Raw genomic sequence first — 17258 nt, forward strand, 5'->3', positions numbered from 1 at the left:
CGCTACAGTCCTAGCCTGTGCCCCCCGAGCTGCGGCACCTGCGGTACTTCGTCGCGGTGGCCGAACACCGCAGCTTCACCCGGGCGGCGGTCGCGCTGCGGGTCGCCCAGCAGTCGCTGTCGCAGCAGGTCGCCGTCCTGGAACGATCCCTCGGGGTGCGGCTGTTCGACCGGGACACCCGCGGCGCCCGGCTCACCGAGGTCGGCGAGGTGTTCCTACCGGAGGCGCGCGCCGTGCTGGCCCGCGCCGACGAGGCGGTCGGCACCGTCGGGCGGGCGGTCCGCGGCGAGATCGGCCGGCTCAGCCTCGCCTTTCTGGTCTCGACCGCCAACTACATGCTGCCGCCGGTGGTCCGGGCGTTCCGGGAACGCTTCCCCGAGGTCGGACTGCACACCGAGGACGTCGGCATCGCCCAGCTGGTGACCGGCCTGCGCGAACGCCGGTACGACGCCGCCTTCACCCGACCACCGCTGGTGGACGACCTGGCCACCCGTACCCTGGTCACCGAACCCGTCTGCGCCGTGCTGCCCAGCGGGCACCCGCTCGCGCGCCGGTCCGAGCTGCGGCTGCGCGACCTCGCCGACGAACCCTGGGTGCTCACCTCCCCCGATTCCTGGCCGCCCTGGCACCGCAAGTACGACCGGGACTTCCACCGGGCCGGGTTCACGCCGGACGTGGTGGCCCGGGCCACCGGTGTGCCGCATCTGCTCGGGCTGGTCGCCGCCGGGTTAGGCGTGTCCCGGCTGGCCAGTTCGGCACGGAGCCTGCGCCGGACCGGGGTGGTGTTCGTGCCGCTGGCCGACGAGCGGGCGGAGACCGTGGTGGTCTGGGATCCGGCCGCGCCGAAGCCGGTACTGCGGAACCTGCTCGACGTCGTCACCGACCTGGCCACCACGATCGACCTGACCCACGCCGGTTAGCCGGAACCGCCGGGCGGGCAGCATGGTCTCGCGTCGTGGCGTCTCGGCCGCCGACATGGGCGCTCCCATCGGTGGATGTCGCCGCGGGGTCGTATGGGTCTGGCGTCGAGACTGTCGAGCTGCCCCGTTCGTGCGCCCACGAGTCCGGGTCGCGCCGATACCAACCACAGCTCGGTGCGCCAGGTGTCCCATCCATGCACCCAGCTCGACAGTCTCCCGATCGGAGGTCCCGGGCCAGGCCAGGCCCGGCGGCCCGGCGGTCGGTCGGCCGGGTGGCCGGGTGGCCGGGTGGCCGGGTGGCCGATCGGACGGGCCGACGGGCCGACGGGCCGACGGGCCGACGGGCCGACGGGCCGACGGGCCGACGGGCCGACGGGCCGACGGGCCGACGAGACAGCCAGGCGGCGGGACAGGACGAGCGGCGGGACAGGACGAGCGGATACGGCGGGGTTCAGGCGATGTCCGCCGACCCCGGCTCGGCGTCCCATGTCGGGGCCGCTGCCGACGCCTCGGGTTCCGCTTCGGCGGGACGGGTGGGGCGCACGGCATCGGCGGCCGCTTCCTCAGCTGGCGGCGGAGGGTCACGGCGAAGCCGACCCGGACCAGCCGACGCGGGCGGACCGACCGGCTCTGACTCATCGGCCGGGAGTGACGGGGTGCGGCGCAGCCGACCCGGACCAGCCGAGACTGGCGGACCCACCGGCTCCGACCAGCGGGCGGACAGGTCGGGTATCCCGAAGCGGACGCCGTTGACAGCCGGTCCACCCACCACCGAGCCAGCCGAGCCAGCCGCCGCCGCCGATCCAGCCACCGCCGAGCCAGCCGAGCCAGCCGCCGCCGACCCGGCCGGTATGCCGGTCGGTGGCATCGTCGACTGCCTGGGCGGTGCCACCGGCACGTCGGGCGGGACCGTGCGGGGGGCGGGCACGGCTGGCCGTTGCTCGGGGCCCGGCGGGCGTCCCGGGGCCAACCGGGGCGGGACCGCCTCCGGTGCAGCGACCGGGGCCAGGCCGGCGACCAGGGTGTCGACGATCTCGGCCGCGTAGGCGCCCTCCGGGTCGTAGTCGGGGTCGAAGACGGTGATCTCCACTCCCAGGCAGTGCGGGGTGTCGACCAGCCCGGCCAGCAGCAGCTCCAGCTCGGCGAAGGCGATCCCGCCCGGGTCCGGGGCGTCCACCGCCGGCATCACCGCCGGATCGAGTACGTCGACGTCGACGTGCACCCAGTAGCCGGCGCAGTCGGTCAACTGGTCGTGCGCCCACTGGGCGGTCCGGGCCGCCCCCTCGACCCGCAGTGCCGGCACCGGCCGGGTGACGATGCCGGCCGCCTGGAGGTCGAGCCGGTACTCGTCGTGTGCGCGGATGCCGAGCACCACCACGTCGATGTCCCGGAAGTACGGCCGGCGCCCCTCGATCGCCGCCAGGTCCGCCTGACCCCGGCCGGTGACCAGGGCCAGGTCCTCACCGGCCGCCGCGCCGACGTACGAGGCGTTGCCCGGGTGCCGGAAGTCGGAGTGGCCGTCCACGAAGACCAGTCCGATCCGGCCGCCGACCGCCTCGCCGAGCCGGTGCATGGCGAGCGCCGAGCCGAGCAGGACCGAGCAGTCGCCGCCGAGCACCAGCGGAAACTCGCCCTGGTCGATGATGCCGCCGATCCGGTCGGCCAGCTCCATCGAGTAGCGCGCGATCGAGCCGGCGTGACACACCCCGTCCCCGGGACGCCAGTCGCCCGGGTCGTACCGGGGCGGGGTGAGACAGCCGGCGTCCCGGGCGGCGAGCCGGTCGACCAGGTCGTGGTCGCGCAACGCGCCCGGCGCCTTGGCGCAGCCCGGCACCGACGTGGGGGTCGGCGGGCGCAGGCCCAGGTTGGACGGGGCGTCCAGGACGGCGATCCGGCGCATACTGTGCTCCCGTCCGGTATCGCGGCTGCCAGGCCGGCACGCGCGCTGGTCGTACTTCCTATTGTCTAGAAGAGCGCACGCGAGAGGGCCCTCCGGGCGCCGGCCACCGCAGGATCGTCCGGACCGGCGATGGTGAACAGGGACACCAGGTGCTGCCGGGCGGCCTCCCGGTCATCCCCGGCCGTCCGACGGACCAGCTCGACCAGCCGGGCGTACGCCTGCTCGGCCTGACCGCTGAGCACCTCGACGTCGGCGGCGAGCAACTGTGCCGGTACGTCGTCCGGCGCCGACGCCGCCGCGGCCAGTGCCGCCGCCGGGTCCGCACCGCTCACCCGGCGGGCCAGCGCGACGTGCGCCAGCCCGGCCTCGGCCGCCGCGTCCGCCGGCGCGTCCGACAGGATCTTCTTGTACGCCCGCTCCGCGGTGTCCAGGTCGCCGCTGATCAGCGCCTCGTCCGCCTCGCTGAGCCGGGGATCCTCCGGCGCCTCCACCGAGACGCCGCCGGCCTTGAGCACGGCGCCGATCCACTGCCGCAGCTGCGCCTCGGGCACCACTCCGGCGAAGGCGTCGACCGGCTGGCCGCCGACCACCGCGTAGACCATCGGGATGCTCTGCACCCGGAACATCTGCGCGAGCCGCTGGTTGGCGTCGACGTCGACCTTGGCGAGGATCCAGGCGCCGCCGCCCTCGACGGCCAGCCGTTCCAGCACCGGGGAGAGCTGCTTGCAGGGCTCACACCACTCGGCCCAGAAGTCGATCACCACCGGGGTGGTGAGGGAGCGTTCCAGTACCTCGGACTGGAAAGTGGCTTCGGTGACGTCGATCACCGCGACTCCACCACCGCCCCCCACAGGGGTGCCCGGCGGTGTTCCGGGGATGCCGGGGCCGGCCGGCGGGGTGGCTGGGGCCGCCGGCTTCGCGGGTGTCTGTGCGGCGCGCAGCGCGCCGAGGTCGACCGCGCCGCGGGTGAAGATCGACGAGGTGATCCGTGGGTCGCTCATGGTTCCCTAGTCTCGCACGCGAGGCCACGAACCCCGGCGAACCGCCACTGCCCGACACCTCGCCGAGCCGGGTACACCGACCACGCCCACCGATCCGGCACCGGCCGCGGCGCTCAGAACCGGGCCGGCTCGCGGTAGACGCCCCACTCGGCGCGCAGCGCGTCGCAGATCTCCCCGAGGGTCGCCTCGGCGCGTACGGCGGCCAGCATCGGCGGAATCAGGTTCCCGTCGGTGCGGGCGACCTGCACCATCCGGGCCAGCGCCGCGGTCACCTCGGCGGCGTCCCGGCCGGCCTTGCGCTCGGCCAGCGCCCGCCGCTGCTCCAGCTCCACCTCGTGCGAGACCCGCAGGATCTCCAGCTCCTTGGCGACCGTGCCGGTGTGGCAGTTCACCCCGACGATCTTCTTGTCGCCCTTCTCCAGCGCCTGCTGGTAGACGAAGGCCGACTCGGCGATCTGGCCGATGAACCAGCCGTCCTCGATGCCGCGCAGGATGCCGGAGGTCATCGGGCCGATCTGGTGCGGGCCGTCGCCGCCGAGCTGCCGGATCCGGGCGAAGATCTCCTCCGCCTCCGCCTCGATCTTGTCGGTGAGCGCCTCCACGTACCAGGAGCCGCCGAGCGGGTCGGCCACGTTCACCACCCCGGTCTCCTCCATCAGCACCTGCTGGGTACGCAGGGCGATCTCCGCCGAGGAGTCGGTGGGCAGCGCCAGGGTCTCGTCCAGCGCGTTCGTGTGCAGCGAGTTGGTGCCGCCGAGCACCGCCGCCAGCGCCTCCACGGCGGTGCGCACCACGTTGTTGACCGGCTGCTGCGCGGTCAGCGAGACCCCGGCGGTCTGGGTGTGGAAGCGCAGCCAGAGCGCCCGGGCGTCGGTGGCGCCGTACACCTCGCGCAGCCAGCGGGCCCAGATCCGGCGGGCCGCCCGGAACTTGGCGATCTCCTCGAAGAAGTCGACGTGCGAGTCGAAGAAGAAGCTCAGCCCCGGGGCGAAGCGGTTGACGTCGAGGCCCCGGGAGAGTCCCAGCTCGACGTAGCCGAACCCGTCCGCCAGGGTGTACGCCAACTCCTGCGCGGCGGTCGAGCCGGCCTCCCGGATGTGGTAGCCGGAGACCGACAGCGGCTTGTAGCGCGGGATCTCCCGGTCGCAGTACTCCATCAGGTCGCCGATCAGCCGCAGGTGCGGCTCGGGGTCGAAGAGCCACTCCTTCTGCGCGATGTACTCCTTGAAGATGTCGGTCTGGAGGGTGCCGTCCAGGGTGGCGATGTCCGCGCCCTGCCGCTCGGCGGCCACCAGGTACATGCAGAAGACCGGCACCGCCGGCCCGGAGATGGTCATCGAGGTGGTGACGGCGGCCAGGTCGATGCCGTCGAAGAGCAGCTCCATGTCGGCGGCCGAGTCGACGGCGACGCCGCAGTGCCCGACCTCGCCGAGCGCCTGCGGGTCGTCGGAGTCCCGGCCCATCAGGGTCGGCATGTCGAAGGCGACGGAGAGGCCGCCACCGCCCGCGCCGAGGATCATCCGGTAGCGCTCGTTCGTCTGCCGGGCGTTGCCGAAGCCGGCGAACTGCCGGATCGTCCAGGTCCGCCCCCGGTAGCCGGTCGGGTACAACCCCCGGGTGTACGGGTACTCGCCCGGCCAGCCGATCCGACCGAAGCGCGGGTCGGCGCTCCCCTCGGGTGGGCCGTAGACCGGCTCGACGGGCATCCCGGAGAGGGTGCTGAAGTCCGCGTCCCGCTTGCGCGCCGCGTCGTACCTGGCCTGCCAGCGTGCTCTACCGGCGGCGATCTCCTCGGCGTTCATCGCAGCGGGCCTCCTCGCTCCTCGACTCCGCCCGAGTGTAGAGGGGAACCCTGAACGATCGCTAAGGTAGGGCCCGCGGATCGCCTCGCGGTGGAGCCGGGGCCCTCCCCCGCCCGGGTCAGGCCCCGGCGGCCGGCGGTGCGTTCAGCTCGATGTCGTCCACCTTGACGTTCACCTCGGTGACCGTCAGGCCGTACTTCTCCACCGCCTCGATGACGCTGGCCCGGACCGCCTCGGTCACCTCCTGCACGACGTGCCCGGCGGCGATCACCAGCACGATCCTGATCGTGGCGCTGGTCCCCTTCACCTCGGCCGAGACGCCCCGCCCCGCGTCGCCCACCTCGTCCAGGCCGACCTTGTCCAGCACGGTGTTGAAGAACCGGGCGACGTCGCCACCGAGATCGGCGACACCGGGCACCGAGCGGGCCGCCGTACCGGCGATCTTCTCGATGACCTCTTCGGACACTTCGGTGCCGCCCCTCGGTGCCGCCGCCGGTGCGGGTGCCGCCGGTGCGGTCTCCGGAGCCTGGCCGGAATCGTTCTGAACCTCGGTCATCCTTCGTCTCTCTCCCCTGGTCTCGACGGCCCGCACGGCGCCGCCGGCGTTGACGGAGCCTATCGGCCGCCGGCAACCAGCGGTGTGACTGACACATCCCCGGCGGGCGAGGACCGGCACGGGCTCGTGGCGCAAGGAACGTACAAGACCGTGCTGCCGGGGACGGGCCAGGATCGCTGGCGACCATCGAGCAAGGAGGATCCGTCATGACCGCAGCCGTCCCGACCGCCGGACCGGAGCCGGCCCGGGTCCGCTTCGACACCAAGATCGCCATCCTGCTCCGGGACGACCTGGCCAGCTGGCAACGGCTCAACGTGACGGCGTTCCTGACCAGCGGCGTCGCCGGAGCGGAACCGGAACTGCTCGGCGCCGACTACCTCGACGCCGACGGCACCCGCTACCTGCCGATGTTCCGCCAGCCGGTGCTGGTCTTCACCGGCACCCGGGAGGTACTGGTCGGGGCGCACCGCCGGGCCGTCGAACGGGAGATGCGGGTCGCCATCTTCACCGAGCAGCTCTTCGGCACCGGCAACGACCGGGACAACCGGGCCGCCGTCGCAGCGGTCGGGCGGGACCGGCTCGACCTGGTGGGGCTGGCCGTGCACGGGCCGCGCAACGCCGTCGACAAGGTGTTCAGGGGCGCCGCCCTGCACCCGTGAACCGGGAACGGGCGGCTCAGCCGGCGGAACGGCCGAGCAGGCGGCTCAGCCGGCGGAACGGCCGAGCTGGTCGAGCAGCTCGTCGGCTGCCGCGTACGGGTCGAGCCCGCCGTCGGCCACCCGGGCGGCGAGCGCCGCCAGGGACGTACCCGCGCGCAGCGAACCGATCCGGTTCCGGAGGGTGCCGAGCGCGATCGCCTCGACCTCGGCGGCGGCCCGCGCCTCGCGGCGGCGGCGCAGCTCGCCGTGCTCGACCAGCCAGCCGCGGTGCTTCTCCACCGCCGTGACCAGGTCGTCGATCCCCTCGCCCCGGGCCGCCACCGCACGCACCACCCGGGGCCGCCACTCCCCGGGACCGCGCTCGCCCAGCGCGATCATGCCGTTGATGTCCCGCACGGTGGAGTCGGCGCCGTCCCGGTCGGCCTTGTTGACCACGAAGACGTCGGCGATCTCCAGGATGCCGGCCTTGACCGCCTGGATCGCGTCACCCATCCCCGGGGCCAACAGCACCAGGGTGGTGTCGGCGAGCGAGGCGACCTCCACCTCGGCCTGGCCGACCCCGACGGTCTCCACGAGTACGACGTCGCAGCCGGCCCCCTCCAGCACCCGGACCGCCTGCGGGGTGGCCGCCGCCAGCCCGCCCAGGTGTCCCCGGCTGGACATCGACCGGATGTAGACGCCGGGGTCGGTGGCGTGGTCCTGCATCCGGACCCGGTCGCCGAGGATCGCCCCGCCGGTGAACGGGCTGGACGGATCCACCGCGAGCACCCCGACCCGGTGGTCCCGGGCCCGCAACGCCCGGACGAGTTCGTTCGTGGTGGTCGACTTGCCCACCCCGGGCGAACCGGTCAGCCCGATCACCTGGGCCTGCCCGGTGTGCGGGGCGAGCGCCGCCGCGACCTGCGGCAGCAGCTCGTCACCGGACTCGACCAGGGTGATCAGCCGGGCGACCGCCCGGGGATCGCCGTTCCGGGCCAGCTCGACGAGCATCGGCACGTCCCGGCTGCGCCGCACCGGCCCGGCCGCCCCGACGGACCGGGACGCTGCCCGCTCCGGCGGCGCCTGCCCCGGGCCGGCCGCGCGGTCCGGGCCGGACGACCCTGCTGCGGGCCGGTCGGCGGCCGAGCCGGGGGTCACTCCCGCCCGCCAGCCTGTCCCGGCACCCGCAGGATCAGCGCGTCACCCTGCCCGCCACCGCCGCAGAGCGCCGCCGCGCCGGTACCGCCGCCCCGGCGGCGCAGCTCCATCGCCAGGGTGAGCACCAGGCGGGCGCCGGACATCCCGATCGGGTGGCCGAGCGCGATCGCACCGCCGTTGACGTTGACGATCTCGTCGGAGACACCGAGGTCCCGGGTCGACTTGATGCCCACCTGCGCGAACGCCTCGTTGATCTCGATCAGGTCGAGGTCGCCGACGGAGAGCCCGGCCTTGCGCAGCGCGTGCTCGATGGCGTTCGCCGGTTGCGAGTGCAGCGAGTTGTCCGGCCCCGCGACGTTGCCGTGCGGGCCGATCTCGGCCAGCCAGGTCAGCCCCAGCTCCTCGGCCTTCGCCCTGCTCATCACCAGCACCGCGCAGGCACCGTCGGAGATCGGCGAGGAGCTGCCGGCGGTGATCGTCCCGTCCGGGGTGAAGGCCGGGCGGAGCCGGGCCAGCGACTCGGCGGTGGTGTCCGGGCGTACGCCCTCGTCCTCGTCGATGACCAGCGGATCGCCCTTGCGCTGCGGCACCGCCACCGGGACGATCTCCTCGGCGAAGGCGCCGTTCTTTTGCGCGGCGGCGGCCCGCTGGTGGCTGGCGGCGGCGAATGCGTCCTGCTCGGCCCGGCCGATCCCGTGCCGGGCGTTGTGCCGCTCGGTGGACTCGCCCATCGCGCAGCAGTCCCACGCGTCGGTGAGGCCGTCCAGCGCCATGTGGTCCTTCACAATCACGTCGCCGTACTTGTAGCCGGCCCGCTGGCCGAGCAGCAGGTGCGGGGCGTTCGTCATCGACTCCATCCCGCCGGCCACCACGATGTCGAACTCGCCGGCCCGGATGAGCTGGTCGGCCAGGGCGATCGCGTCCAGGCCGGAGAGGCAGACCTTGTTGATCGTCAGCGCCGGTACGGACATCGGGATGCCCGCCTCCACCGCCGCCTGCCGGGCCGGGATCTGCCCGGCGCCGGCCTGGAGCACCTGCCCCATGATCACGTACTGCACCTGGTCGGCGGGGACGCCGGAGCGCACCAGGGCGCCCCGGATGGCGATCCCGCCGAGCTTCGTCGCCGGGAGGTCCTTGAGGTTGCCGAGCAGCCGACCCATCGGGGTACGGGCGCCGTTGACGATCACGGATGCCATGGGAACTGTCGCCTCCGGGGGGAACCTGGCGGAGCGCCTTAACGTCGGTTAGGTCAGACTAGCCTGGTGGACGACGACAACCCGGGCGGCCCCGCTGCCGACTATCTCACAGGCATCGGCCTGCTGGGCATCGATCACGTCGGGGTGGCGGTCGCCGACCTCGACAACGGAATCGAGTTCTACCAGCGGGTCTTCGGGATGCGCTGCGTGCACACCGAGACCAACCCCGAGCAGGGGGTCCGGGAGGCGATGCTCCAGGTCGGCCCGACGCCCGACGGCGGCTTCGTGCAGTTGCTCGCCCCGCTGACCCCGGACTCCACGATCGCGAAGTTCCTCGACCGCAGTGGGCCCGGGGTGCAGCAGGTGGCGTACCGGGTGACCGACGTCGACGCCGCCTGCGCGGCGCTGCGCGACCGGGGCGTACGGGTGCTCTACGAGACGCCGAAACGGGGCACCGCCGGCTCCCGGGTCAACTTCGTGCATCCCCGGGACACCGGCGGCGTACTCGTGGAACTCGTCGAACCCGCCGCCGACGGGGTGTAAGGAAGGGCCCCCCGTTATCGCTTTCTGTTGTAGCGGGGGCCCTTCCTAACACCCGGTCAGGCCGGCACGGTGTCGTACGACTCCACCAGGTCGGCCGGGAGCGGGGCCAGGTCGGTGGCCCGGCGGAAGTCGCCGAGGGTGGTGCCGGTGCACTCCGAGTCGACGTTGCGGGCGCCGGCCCGGGTACGCACGTCGGAGAGGTTGACCGCCCGGAAGTCGACGGAGAACCGGGTCCGGCCGGAGGTGTTCGGCACGGTGGCGTGCAGCTGGGCGCCGGAGAAGACCAGCACCCCGCCGGGCGGGGTGAGCACCCGCAGATCAGGTTCCCCGGACAGCTCCTGCTCCAGCCGGGGCTGCTCGCGGGTCTCGGCGTGCACCTGGGCGGCGGCGACGCTACGCCCGTGCGCCACCCACTGCGCGTAGTTGTAGTGCCGCGAACTGTTCCGCACCCCGGTGCCGAAGTACTCCGGGTGGAAGGCCATCACGTTCGCCCCGGTCACCTCGTACACCGGGATCCAGAAGTTGAGCTGGCACATCGGCGCGGAGAACCAGGTGTCCCGGTGCGACTCGAACTGGAGCGTCAGCCCCGCGTTGAGGTACTCGCTGGTCATCGAGCGCAGCCGGGGCACGTCGAAGTAGGTCCGCGCCGGGTCGGCGCCCAGGTCGGAGAGCACCCCGCGGACGAGTTCCGCGCTGCGCGGATGGTTGATGAAGCTGGGCTTCAGCTCGGCCAGCACCCCCACGTAGTCCGGGGCGGCCAGGTGGTGCTGGGCCTCCGGCGGGAAGTACGGCGCGAACGCGGTCTCGGTCATCTGCCGGGCGAACGCGACGAGCGCCATCGAGTGCGGCGTCGGCGAGTAGACGAACAGGTCCCCGGCGAAGAGCCGGGCCCGCCGCTCGTCGTCGGACATCGGCGAGTCGAAGTGCAGCACCGTCACTGCGGCCTCCTGCGGTAGCTCCCGGTAGGTCGGTCTTCGGTCAGCGGTCTTTGTCCTCGGTCTTCGTCGTCGGTCAGCGGGTCACGCTGGGTCCGCGCAGCGGTCACGGTAGGCGCCGGCCGGCGGTGCCGGAATGCGCCGTCCGGTCGGGCCGGAGACCGTGTCGACAATCCGACTTCGCCTCGGGTACCCGGCCGGAACGGCGACCGGGGTGCCGGCCGGCACATAGAGTCGGCCGATGCCGCCCGCGCAGCCCGCCGCGCCCGCCGCCACCCCGGCGCAGCACGCCGCACCCGCCGACGGTGCTGTCCGGGTACGCCCGTTCCGGTTCACCGCCGCGATGCCCGCGCTTAACCATCCGGTGGCGCGGTGGCGCGACCAGATCCGCCGGATCGAGGACCTCGGCTTCGACTCGGTCTCGGTCTCCGACCACCTCACCGGCGGCTGGTCGATGGACCCGCTGGTGGCGATGACGGTGGCCGCCGAGGCCACCACCCGGCTCCGGCTGCTCGGCCTGGTCTTCTGCAACGACTTCCGGCATCCGGTACTCCTGCACAAGGCGCTGGCCAACCTCGACGTCTTCTCCGCCGGCCGGCTGGAGATCGGCCTCGGCGCCGGCTGGCTGCGCGACGACCACGACGCCGCCGGCCTACCCTTCGACCCCCCGACGGTACGCGTCGCGCGGCTGGTCGAGTCGGTCGAGATCCTGCTCCGGCTCTTCGCCGGCGGCCCGGTCGACTTCGCCGGCCGGCACTACCGGGTCAGCGGACTGGCCGGGCTGCCGGAGCCGGTGCAGCGCCCACATCCGCCGCTGCTGGTCGGCGGCGGCAGCCGGCGGATCCTCGAACTCGCCGGCCGGCGGGCCGACATCGTCGGGATCAACCCCCGGCTCGCCCCGGACGTCGACCCGCGGGCCGCGCTGGCCGAGCTGAGCCCGGCACGCTTCGCCCGCAAGGTCGCCTGGGCTCGGGACGCCGCGGCCGCCGCCGGGCGGGATCCGGCCGGACTGGAGTTCCAGGCCCGGATGTTCGACGTACGGGTACTGCACCGGGGTGTCGAACACCGTGCCTCGTCCAGCCACGCCCAGCGGGTCGACCCGGCCGCGCTGGTCGGCTCGCCGTCGGTGCTGCACGGCAGCGTGGCCGAGTGCGTCGACAAGCTCCTCGCCCTGCGCGACGAGTACGGCGTCAGTTATCTGCACCTCGGCGGCAACCTGGACGCCGCCGCCCCGATCGTGGCCCGGCTGTCCGGACGCTGACCACGCGCCGGATGCCGGCACGGGCGCCAGATGCCAGATGCCCGTCGACCGATGCCCGATGCCCGATGTGGCAAGGGTTTCCCGGAGCGGAGTCGACGGCACCGCCGGAAGGGCCGGCAGAGCACAGTGGAACAGACGAACAGCACCACCGACCGGCGGGGCGAGTTGACCTTGTGAACTGGGCGCGATAGTACGACACGGCTCTTGCGAAGCACCCCGGTAAGTCTGCAAGTATGTCCCAATGCCCCAGCAGCAGTCCTCCCCTCTCGCGTTCTTCGACAACGCGAACTCACAGCCAGACTTCACGGTCGCCCTGCGCGGCTACGACCGTGAGCAGGTCAACAGCCACCTGGGCCGGTTGAACGCCGCTCTGAACCAGTCCGAGCAGGCCCGCGCCGAGGCCGAGCAGCGGATGAACGACGCCCAGCGCCGGCTCCGCCAGGCCGAGCAGCGGCTCACGTCGGTCGAGCAGAAGCTCACCGACACCAACAAGCAGCTCGAGGAGAACAACCGCCCGACCCTCTCCGGCCTGGGCACCCGGGTGGAGCAGATCCTGCGCCTCGCCGAGGAGCAGGCCAACGACCACCGCGGTGAGGCCAAGCGCGAGTCGGAGGGCATCCTCTCGGCCGCCCGGCTGGAGGCGCGGGAGATCACCGACAAGGCGCGCGCCGAGGCCGCCGCGATGAAGGCCTCCGCCGAGCGGGAGGCGGGCAGTGTCCGCACCGCCGCCGAGCGGGAGGCCGCCGAGGTCCGGGTGCAGGCCCGCCGGGAGGCGGACACCCTGCGCGCCGACGCGGAGCGGGAGACCAAGCAGCTGCGTACGGTCACCGCGCACGAGGTCGCCGAGCTGAAGTCCACCGTCGAGCGGGAGGTCGCCACGCTGCGGGCCACCGCCGAGCGGGAGATCACCCAGCAGCGCGCCAAGGCGGCCCGGGAGGCCGAGGAGAAGCGCGCCGAGGCGACCAAGCTGCTCACCGACGCCCGGGACAAGCGCGACAAGGATCTCCAGGCGCTGGAGCTCCAGCTCGCCGAGCGCCGGGAGAAGGCCGAGCGCGAGGAGTCGGAGCGGCACGCCGCCCAGGTGGCCCAGACCCAGAAGCTGGTCGCCGAGGCCGAGCAGCGGGCCCGGGCCGCGCAGGACCGCGCCAAGGAGATCGAGCAGCGCGCCGAGGCCCGCCGGGTGGAATCGGAGCGGCACGCCAACGAGACCATCGACAAGGCGAAGGCACTCGCCGACAAGACCCTGAACGAGGCCCGCGCCGAGGCGCACCGCCTGCTCAGCGAGGCGCGTACCGAGGCGGACCTGACCACCCAGGCGGCCCGCCGCGAGGTCGAGGACCTCACCCGGCAGAAGGACGCCGTCACCTCCCAGCTCGGCCAGATGCTCTCCGGGCTGGCCGGGATCGTGCCGGGCGTGGGCGGGGCGGCAGCCAAGCCCGAGGCGCCGAAGGCCGCAGCCGCCGAGGAGAAGACCGAGGCGGAGGAGCGGGTTCCCGCGGACGCGACGAACTGACCCGACCACGGTCGCGGGTCGGACTGCGGGGCAGCAGTACGGCCGGGGCCGTACCGGATTTTCCGGTACGGCCCCGTGTGCTGCCCGACGTCCGCATCCGGTAGGTTGGCCATTGTCACCAGCGGTGAGCTTCGTCCCATAAGCCCCGTCGGGTATCGCCGCAGAACCGTCCACCGCGTGTGAGGATGGGAGCATGTCGCACGGCGAGGAACTGTTCGCCCTGAACGGGGACGTGGCTACGGAGCCGAGCTTCGAGCCGGCCTTCCGGGGCTACGACAAAGGCCAGGTGGAGCGGTACGTCGCTCGCGCCGAGAACGAGATCGCCACCCTGGCGGCCCAGCGCGAGCACGCGTACACCCAGATCCACAATCTGGCCGGACAGGTCGAGGTGCTGCAACGCGACCTGGCGGCGGTACGCCGGCAGGTCGGCGTTGTCGACCGGGCGTCGTTCCGGCACCTCGGTCCGGTGGTCGAACAGATCCTGACCCTCGCCGAGGAACAGGCCGAGATCATCCACCGGGACACCATCCAGGAGATCGAGGCCCGGCGGGCCGAGGCGGAGCAGGTCCTCGAGGACGCCCGTCAGCAGGCCGCCGACGCACTGCGCGACTTCGAACTCGCCCTCGCCGCCCGCCGCGCCGAGGAGGACAAGGTCAACACGGCCCGCCGGGCCGAGGCGGACGCCGCCGTCGCCGCCGCCGCCGAGGAGGCCACCCGGCTCCGCGAGGCCGGGCAGGCCGCCTTCGAGAAGGCCAAGCAGGAAGGTTCCGAGTTGCGCAACCGGGCCGCCGAGGAGGCGAACCGGCTCCGCGAGGCGAGTCAGGCGGCGCACGCCAAGGCCGTGCAGGAGGCGAAGCAGCTGCGGGACACCGCCGAGGAGGAGGCGACCCGGCTCACCGAGCTGACCAACCAGCAGGCCCGGGAGCTGACCGAGCGGACCGAGCGGGAGAGCCAGCAGGTTGTCGAACGGGCCCGCCAGGAGTCGGCCCGGCTGCGGCACGCGGCCCAGCACGAGGCCAACCGGCTGCGCGACGCCGCCCAGCAGGAGGCGACCCGGCTGCGCGAGGCCGGGCAGGCGGCACACGTCAAGGCCCAGCAGGAGGCGCAGCGGCTCACCGACGCGGCCAGCCAGGAGGCCGACCGCGTGATCGAGCTGGCCAAGCAGGAGGCCACCAAGCTGCGCGAGGCCGGCCAGGGGCTGCACGCGAAGGCCAAGCACGAGGCGACCCAGCTCCGCGAGGCCGGGCAGGCGGCGCACGACAAGGCCAAGCAGGAGGCGACCCGGATCAACGAGGAGACCGCCGAGTACGTCCGCACGTCCCGGGCCGACGTCGAGGAGTACGCCCAGAAGGTGCGGGCGGAGACGCAGCAGGAGCTGGGTGCCTGGCGCTCCGGCGTCGAGCAGGAGCTGAACCGGCGCCGTACCACCGCCGAGTCGGAGATCGCCGCCCAGCGCAGCGCGGCCGAGCAGGAACTCGCCGCCGGCCGGGCCGCGCTGGAGGAGGAACTCGCCGCCTACCGGGCCGGCGCCGACCGGGAGTTCAACCAGCGCACCTCCGAGCTGGAGCAGCAGTTCGCGCAACGGCAGGCGGAACTCGACGAGCAGGTCGAGCAGCGGCGCGCGGAGCTGGAGGAGTCCTACCAGACCCGCCGGGCGGAGATCGAGGGCGGCGCCGACCGGGTCCGCCAGGAGGCCGACGAGTACGCCGAGCAGGTGCGCCGGGAGGCCGACGAGCACGCCGTGCGGATCCGCCAGGAGGCCGAGGAGCGGCTCGCCGAGTTGCAGCGGCAGGCGGACGAGCAGGCGACGACGTCCCGCCGGCAGTTCGAGGAGTACATGGCCACCGCACAGCAGCACCTGGCCACCACCCAGCAGCACCTGGCGAGTACCCAGCAGGAGGCGGTCGCCGGCCGGCAGCAGTTGGCCGAGGTGATGCAGGAGATCGCCGAGGCCCAGCAGGCACTCGCCGACATCCGCCAGGAGACTGTCGCGTCCCGCCAGGAGTCCGACCGGATCCAGCGGCAACTCGCCACCGCCCAGGCCCAGCTCGCCGGCGAGCAGGACCGGCTGACCGGCACGGAGCAGTCGGCGCAGCAGGCCGAGCAGCAGTTGGCACAGGCCGAGGCGGACATGCAGCAGATCGTCGAGGCCGCCGCCGAGCAGGTCGCCGCCGACCTGCACGCCGGATCGGCCGGCGACGGCAAGGCCGGGACGACCCGGGTGACCGAGCCGGTGACCGCCGGCGCCGACGGCGCGGGCATCGACGGCGAGCCGACGGTGGCGGCGGTGCCCGGCACCGGTGGCCGGGAGCCGATGCCGACCCGGATCACCAGCACCGGCGACTCCGGCAAGCGCAACGCCAAACCGAAGGTCGAGGACCAGGGCACCAAGTCGAACAAGGTAACCGTCGACTCGGAGTAGCCACCGTCGACTCGGAGTAGCCACCGACTCGGAGCGATTTCCACCGACCCGGAGTAGTCGCCGACGCGGCCCGACCGGTGTTGTCGCGCACGTTGCCAGGGCCCGTTAGCCTCTGCCGAGACGATCGGTCGGCGGGAGGTCCGGGGTGGGCAACGAGCAGCCATCGGCGCACGACGAGCAGCACGACGCCGCCCCCACGGCGGCCCGGCCGACGAGAGCCGACCCGACGCCGGGCGTGCCCCGGCAGGTCGAACCGGGCTACGACGAGTCGGCGGGCACGGCACCGCAGGACAGCGGGCCGGACGGTGCGGAGGCGGCGGGGACGGCCGAGGGTGGGCGGTTCGGTCGGCCCGGTCAGCCGCTGCGGCTCAGCCCGTTCCTGGTCGGACTCACCGGCGGGCTGGGCGTGCTGCTGGCGTACACGATATTCCTCGCGGTCCGCAACGCCGGCTCGGTGCTGGTGCTGGTCTTCATCGCGCTCTTCCTGGCGATCGGGCTGCACCCGGCGGTGGTCCGGCTGCGCGACTGGGGGCTGCCCCGGGGCCTGGCCGTGGCGGCGGTGACTCTGACCCTGCTCGCCGTCCTCACAGGCGCGGTCTACGCGCTGGTCCCGCCGATCGTCAGCCAGACCGGTGAGCTGATCGGGCAGGTGCCCGACTATGTCGGTCAACTGCGCCGCAGCGCCACCGTGAACGAGCTGATTGAGCAGTACGACCTGGCAGGCAAGATCGAGTCGGCGGCCACCACCGAGAACATCACCCGGGCGCTCGGCGGTGTCTTCGGGGCGGCCGGGTTCGTCTTCGGCGCCGTCTTCAACATCGTCACCGTGATCGTGCTGACCATCTACTTCATGGCCACCTTCGACCGGCTCCGCGATCTCGGCTACGGCCTGGTCCCGGCCACCCGGCGGGACCGGGTACGCCTGATCGGCGACGAGATCCTCGCCAAGGTCGGCGCGTACATGGTGGGTGCCCTCGCGATCGCCCTGCTGGCCGGGGTGAGCACGTTCGTCTTCGCGGTCGTCGTCGGGCTGGCGTACCCGTTCGCGCTCGCCGTGGTGGTGGCGATCTGCGACCTGATCCCGCAGATCGGCGCCACCATCGGCGCGGTGGTGGTCAGCCTGGTCGGGTTCGCCGCCGACGTGCCGACCGGGATCGCCTGCGTGGTCTTCTTCCTGGTCTACCAGCAGGTGGAGAACTATCTCGTCTATCCCCGCGTGATGCGCCGGTCGGTGCAGGTGAACGACGTGGCGGCGATCGTCGCCGCGCTGCTCGGGGTGGCCCTGTTCGGCGTGATCGGCGCCCTGGTCGCCATCCCGGCGGTGGCCGCGATCCAACTCCTGCTCCGCGAGGTGGTCCTCCCCCGCCAACAACACCGCTGATCCTGGCCGCCGCCCGCTTCCGATCCGGCTTG

General features: G+C 73.2%; 14 protein-coding genes. 7 read left to right on the forward strand and 7 right to left on the reverse strand.

Translation table 11 applies throughout. The features are described from left to right. Window positions 1-17 precede the first annotated feature (17 nt). A complete protein-coding gene (locus O7626_RS27090; RefSeq protein ID WP_278063903.1) occupies window positions 18-920 on the forward strand; it encodes a LysR family transcriptional regulator in 903 nt (300 codons plus the stop codon). A 451-nt stretch (window positions 921-1371) separates the two neighbouring features. Here the strand turns inward: O7626_RS27090 and O7626_RS41580 are convergent, their stop codons facing one another. The 4 genes from O7626_RS41580 to O7626_RS27110 all read right to left on the reverse strand — a co-directional run bounded on the left by O7626_RS41580 (window position 1372) and on the right by O7626_RS27110 (window position 6179). Beyond that, window positions 1372-2820, reverse strand: a complete 1449-nt coding sequence (locus O7626_RS41580) for an arginase family protein (RefSeq protein ID WP_347404814.1) — start codon at window positions 2818-2820, stop codon at window positions 1372-1374. Between the two features lie 65 nt (window positions 2821-2885). Further along, window positions 2886-3821: a tetratricopeptide repeat protein gene (locus O7626_RS27100; RefSeq protein WP_278063904.1), complete on the reverse strand. Its 936-nt coding sequence runs from the start codon at window positions 3819-3821 to the stop codon at window positions 2886-2888. 113 nt (window positions 3822-3934) lie between these two features. Next, on the reverse strand, window positions 3935-5623 hold the full coding sequence (locus tag O7626_RS27105) for a methylmalonyl-CoA mutase family protein (protein ID WP_278063905.1): 1689 nt from the start codon (window positions 5621-5623) through the stop codon (window positions 3935-3937). 118 nt (window positions 5624-5741) lie between these two features. After that, on the reverse strand, window positions 5742-6179 hold the full coding sequence (locus O7626_RS27110) for an Asp23/Gls24 family envelope stress response protein (RefSeq protein ID WP_278063906.1): 438 nt from the start codon (window positions 6177-6179) through the stop codon (window positions 5742-5744). Between the two features lie 206 nt (window positions 6180-6385). On the opposite strand from O7626_RS27110, the gene O7626_RS27115 reads away from it, so the two are divergent. Beyond that, complete coding sequence (locus O7626_RS27115) at window positions 6386-6838, forward strand: DUF2000 domain-containing protein (protein WP_278063907.1); 453 nt, start codon at window positions 6386-6388, stop codon at window positions 6836-6838. 45 nt (window positions 6839-6883) lie between these two features. Here O7626_RS27115 and meaB read toward each other — a convergent pair whose 3' ends face one another. Further along, window positions 6884-7828, reverse strand: coding sequence for a methylmalonyl Co-A mutase-associated GTPase MeaB (meaB, locus tag O7626_RS27120; protein WP_278066332.1), 945 nt, complete (start codon window positions 7826-7828; stop codon window positions 6884-6886). A gap of 143 nt (window positions 7829-7971) precedes the next feature. Then, entirely contained in the window at window positions 7972-9171 is a 1200-nt protein-coding gene (locus O7626_RS27125) for an acetyl-CoA C-acetyltransferase (RefSeq protein WP_278063908.1), read from the reverse strand. A gap of 66 nt (window positions 9172-9237) precedes the next feature. On the opposite strand from O7626_RS27125, the gene mce reads away from it, so the two are divergent. Further along, the gene (gene mce / locus O7626_RS27130) at window positions 9238-9714 is read left to right on the forward strand and encodes a methylmalonyl-CoA epimerase (RefSeq protein ID WP_278063909.1); all 477 of its coding nucleotides are present in this window, start codon (window positions 9238-9240) and stop codon (window positions 9712-9714) included. Window positions 9715-9770: 56 nt separating this feature from the next. Here mce and O7626_RS27135 read toward each other — a convergent pair whose 3' ends face one another. Continuing rightward, entirely contained in the window at window positions 9771-10652 is an 882-nt protein-coding gene (locus tag O7626_RS27135; protein WP_278063910.1) for a hypothetical protein, read from the reverse strand. Between the two features lie 238 nt (window positions 10653-10890). Between O7626_RS27135 and O7626_RS27140 the strand changes: the two genes are divergently transcribed. From O7626_RS27140 to O7626_RS27155, 4 genes are all read left to right on the forward strand, one after another. Then, window positions 10891-11910, forward strand: coding sequence for a TIGR03621 family F420-dependent LLM class oxidoreductase (locus O7626_RS27140; RefSeq protein WP_278063911.1), 1020 nt, complete (start codon window positions 10891-10893; stop codon window positions 11908-11910). 241 nt (window positions 11911-12151) lie between these two features. Continuing rightward, window positions 12152-13423: a cell division protein DivIVA gene (locus O7626_RS27145; RefSeq protein ID WP_278063912.1), complete on the forward strand. Its 1272-nt coding sequence runs from the start codon at window positions 12152-12154 to the stop codon at window positions 13421-13423. Window positions 13424-13616: 193 nt separating this feature from the next. Next, complete coding sequence (locus O7626_RS27150) at window positions 13617-15845, forward strand: hypothetical protein (protein ID WP_278063913.1); 2229 nt, start codon at window positions 13617-13619, stop codon at window positions 15843-15845. Between the two features lie 145 nt (window positions 15846-15990). Further along, on the forward strand, window positions 15991-17226 hold the full coding sequence (locus O7626_RS27155) for an AI-2E family transporter (protein ID WP_278063914.1): 1236 nt from the start codon (window positions 15991-15993) through the stop codon (window positions 17224-17226). Window positions 17227-17258: the final 32 nt, after the last annotated feature.

This window comes from Micromonospora sp. WMMD1102, from assembly GCF_029626265.1.
GTDB lineage: Bacteria > Actinomycetota > Actinomycetes > Mycobacteriales > Micromonosporaceae > Plantactinospora.

Excerpts from the sequence above, each read along its gene's own strand:
- O7626_RS41580 (WP_347404814.1), bottom strand. The coding sequence starts at position 2,820 with ATGCGCCGGATCGCCGTCCTGGACGCCCCGTCCAACCTGGGCCTGCGC.
- O7626_RS27125 (WP_278063908.1), bottom strand. The coding sequence starts at position 9,171 with ATGGCATCCGTGATCGTCAACGGCGCCCGTACCCCGATGGGTCGGCTG.
- O7626_RS27105 (WP_278063905.1), bottom strand. The coding sequence starts at position 5,623 with ATGAACGCCGAGGAGATCGCCGCCGGTAGAGCACGCTGGCAGGCCAGG.
- O7626_RS27110 (WP_278063906.1), bottom strand. The coding sequence starts at position 6,179 with ATGACCGAGGTTCAGAACGATTCCGGCCAGGCTCCGGAGACCGCACCG.
- O7626_RS27150 (WP_278063913.1), top strand. The coding sequence starts at position 13,617 with ATGTCGCACGGCGAGGAACTGTTCGCCCTGAACGGGGACGTGGCTACG.
- O7626_RS27145 (WP_278063912.1), top strand. The coding sequence starts at position 12,152 with ATGCCCCAGCAGCAGTCCTCCCCTCTCGCGTTCTTCGACAACGCGAAC.
- O7626_RS27140 (WP_278063911.1), top strand. The coding sequence starts at position 10,891 with ATGCCGCCCGCGCAGCCCGCCGCGCCCGCCGCCACCCCGGCGCAGCAC.
- O7626_RS27115 (WP_278063907.1), top strand. The coding sequence starts at position 6,386 with ATGACCGCAGCCGTCCCGACCGCCGGACCGGAGCCGGCCCGGGTCCGC.
- O7626_RS27100 (WP_278063904.1), bottom strand. The coding sequence starts at position 3,821 with ATGAGCGACCCACGGATCACCTCGTCGATCTTCACCCGCGGCGCGGTC.
- meaB (WP_278066332.1), bottom strand. The coding sequence starts at position 7,828 with ATGCTCGTCGAGCTGGCCCGGAACGGCGATCCCCGGGCGGTCGCCCGG.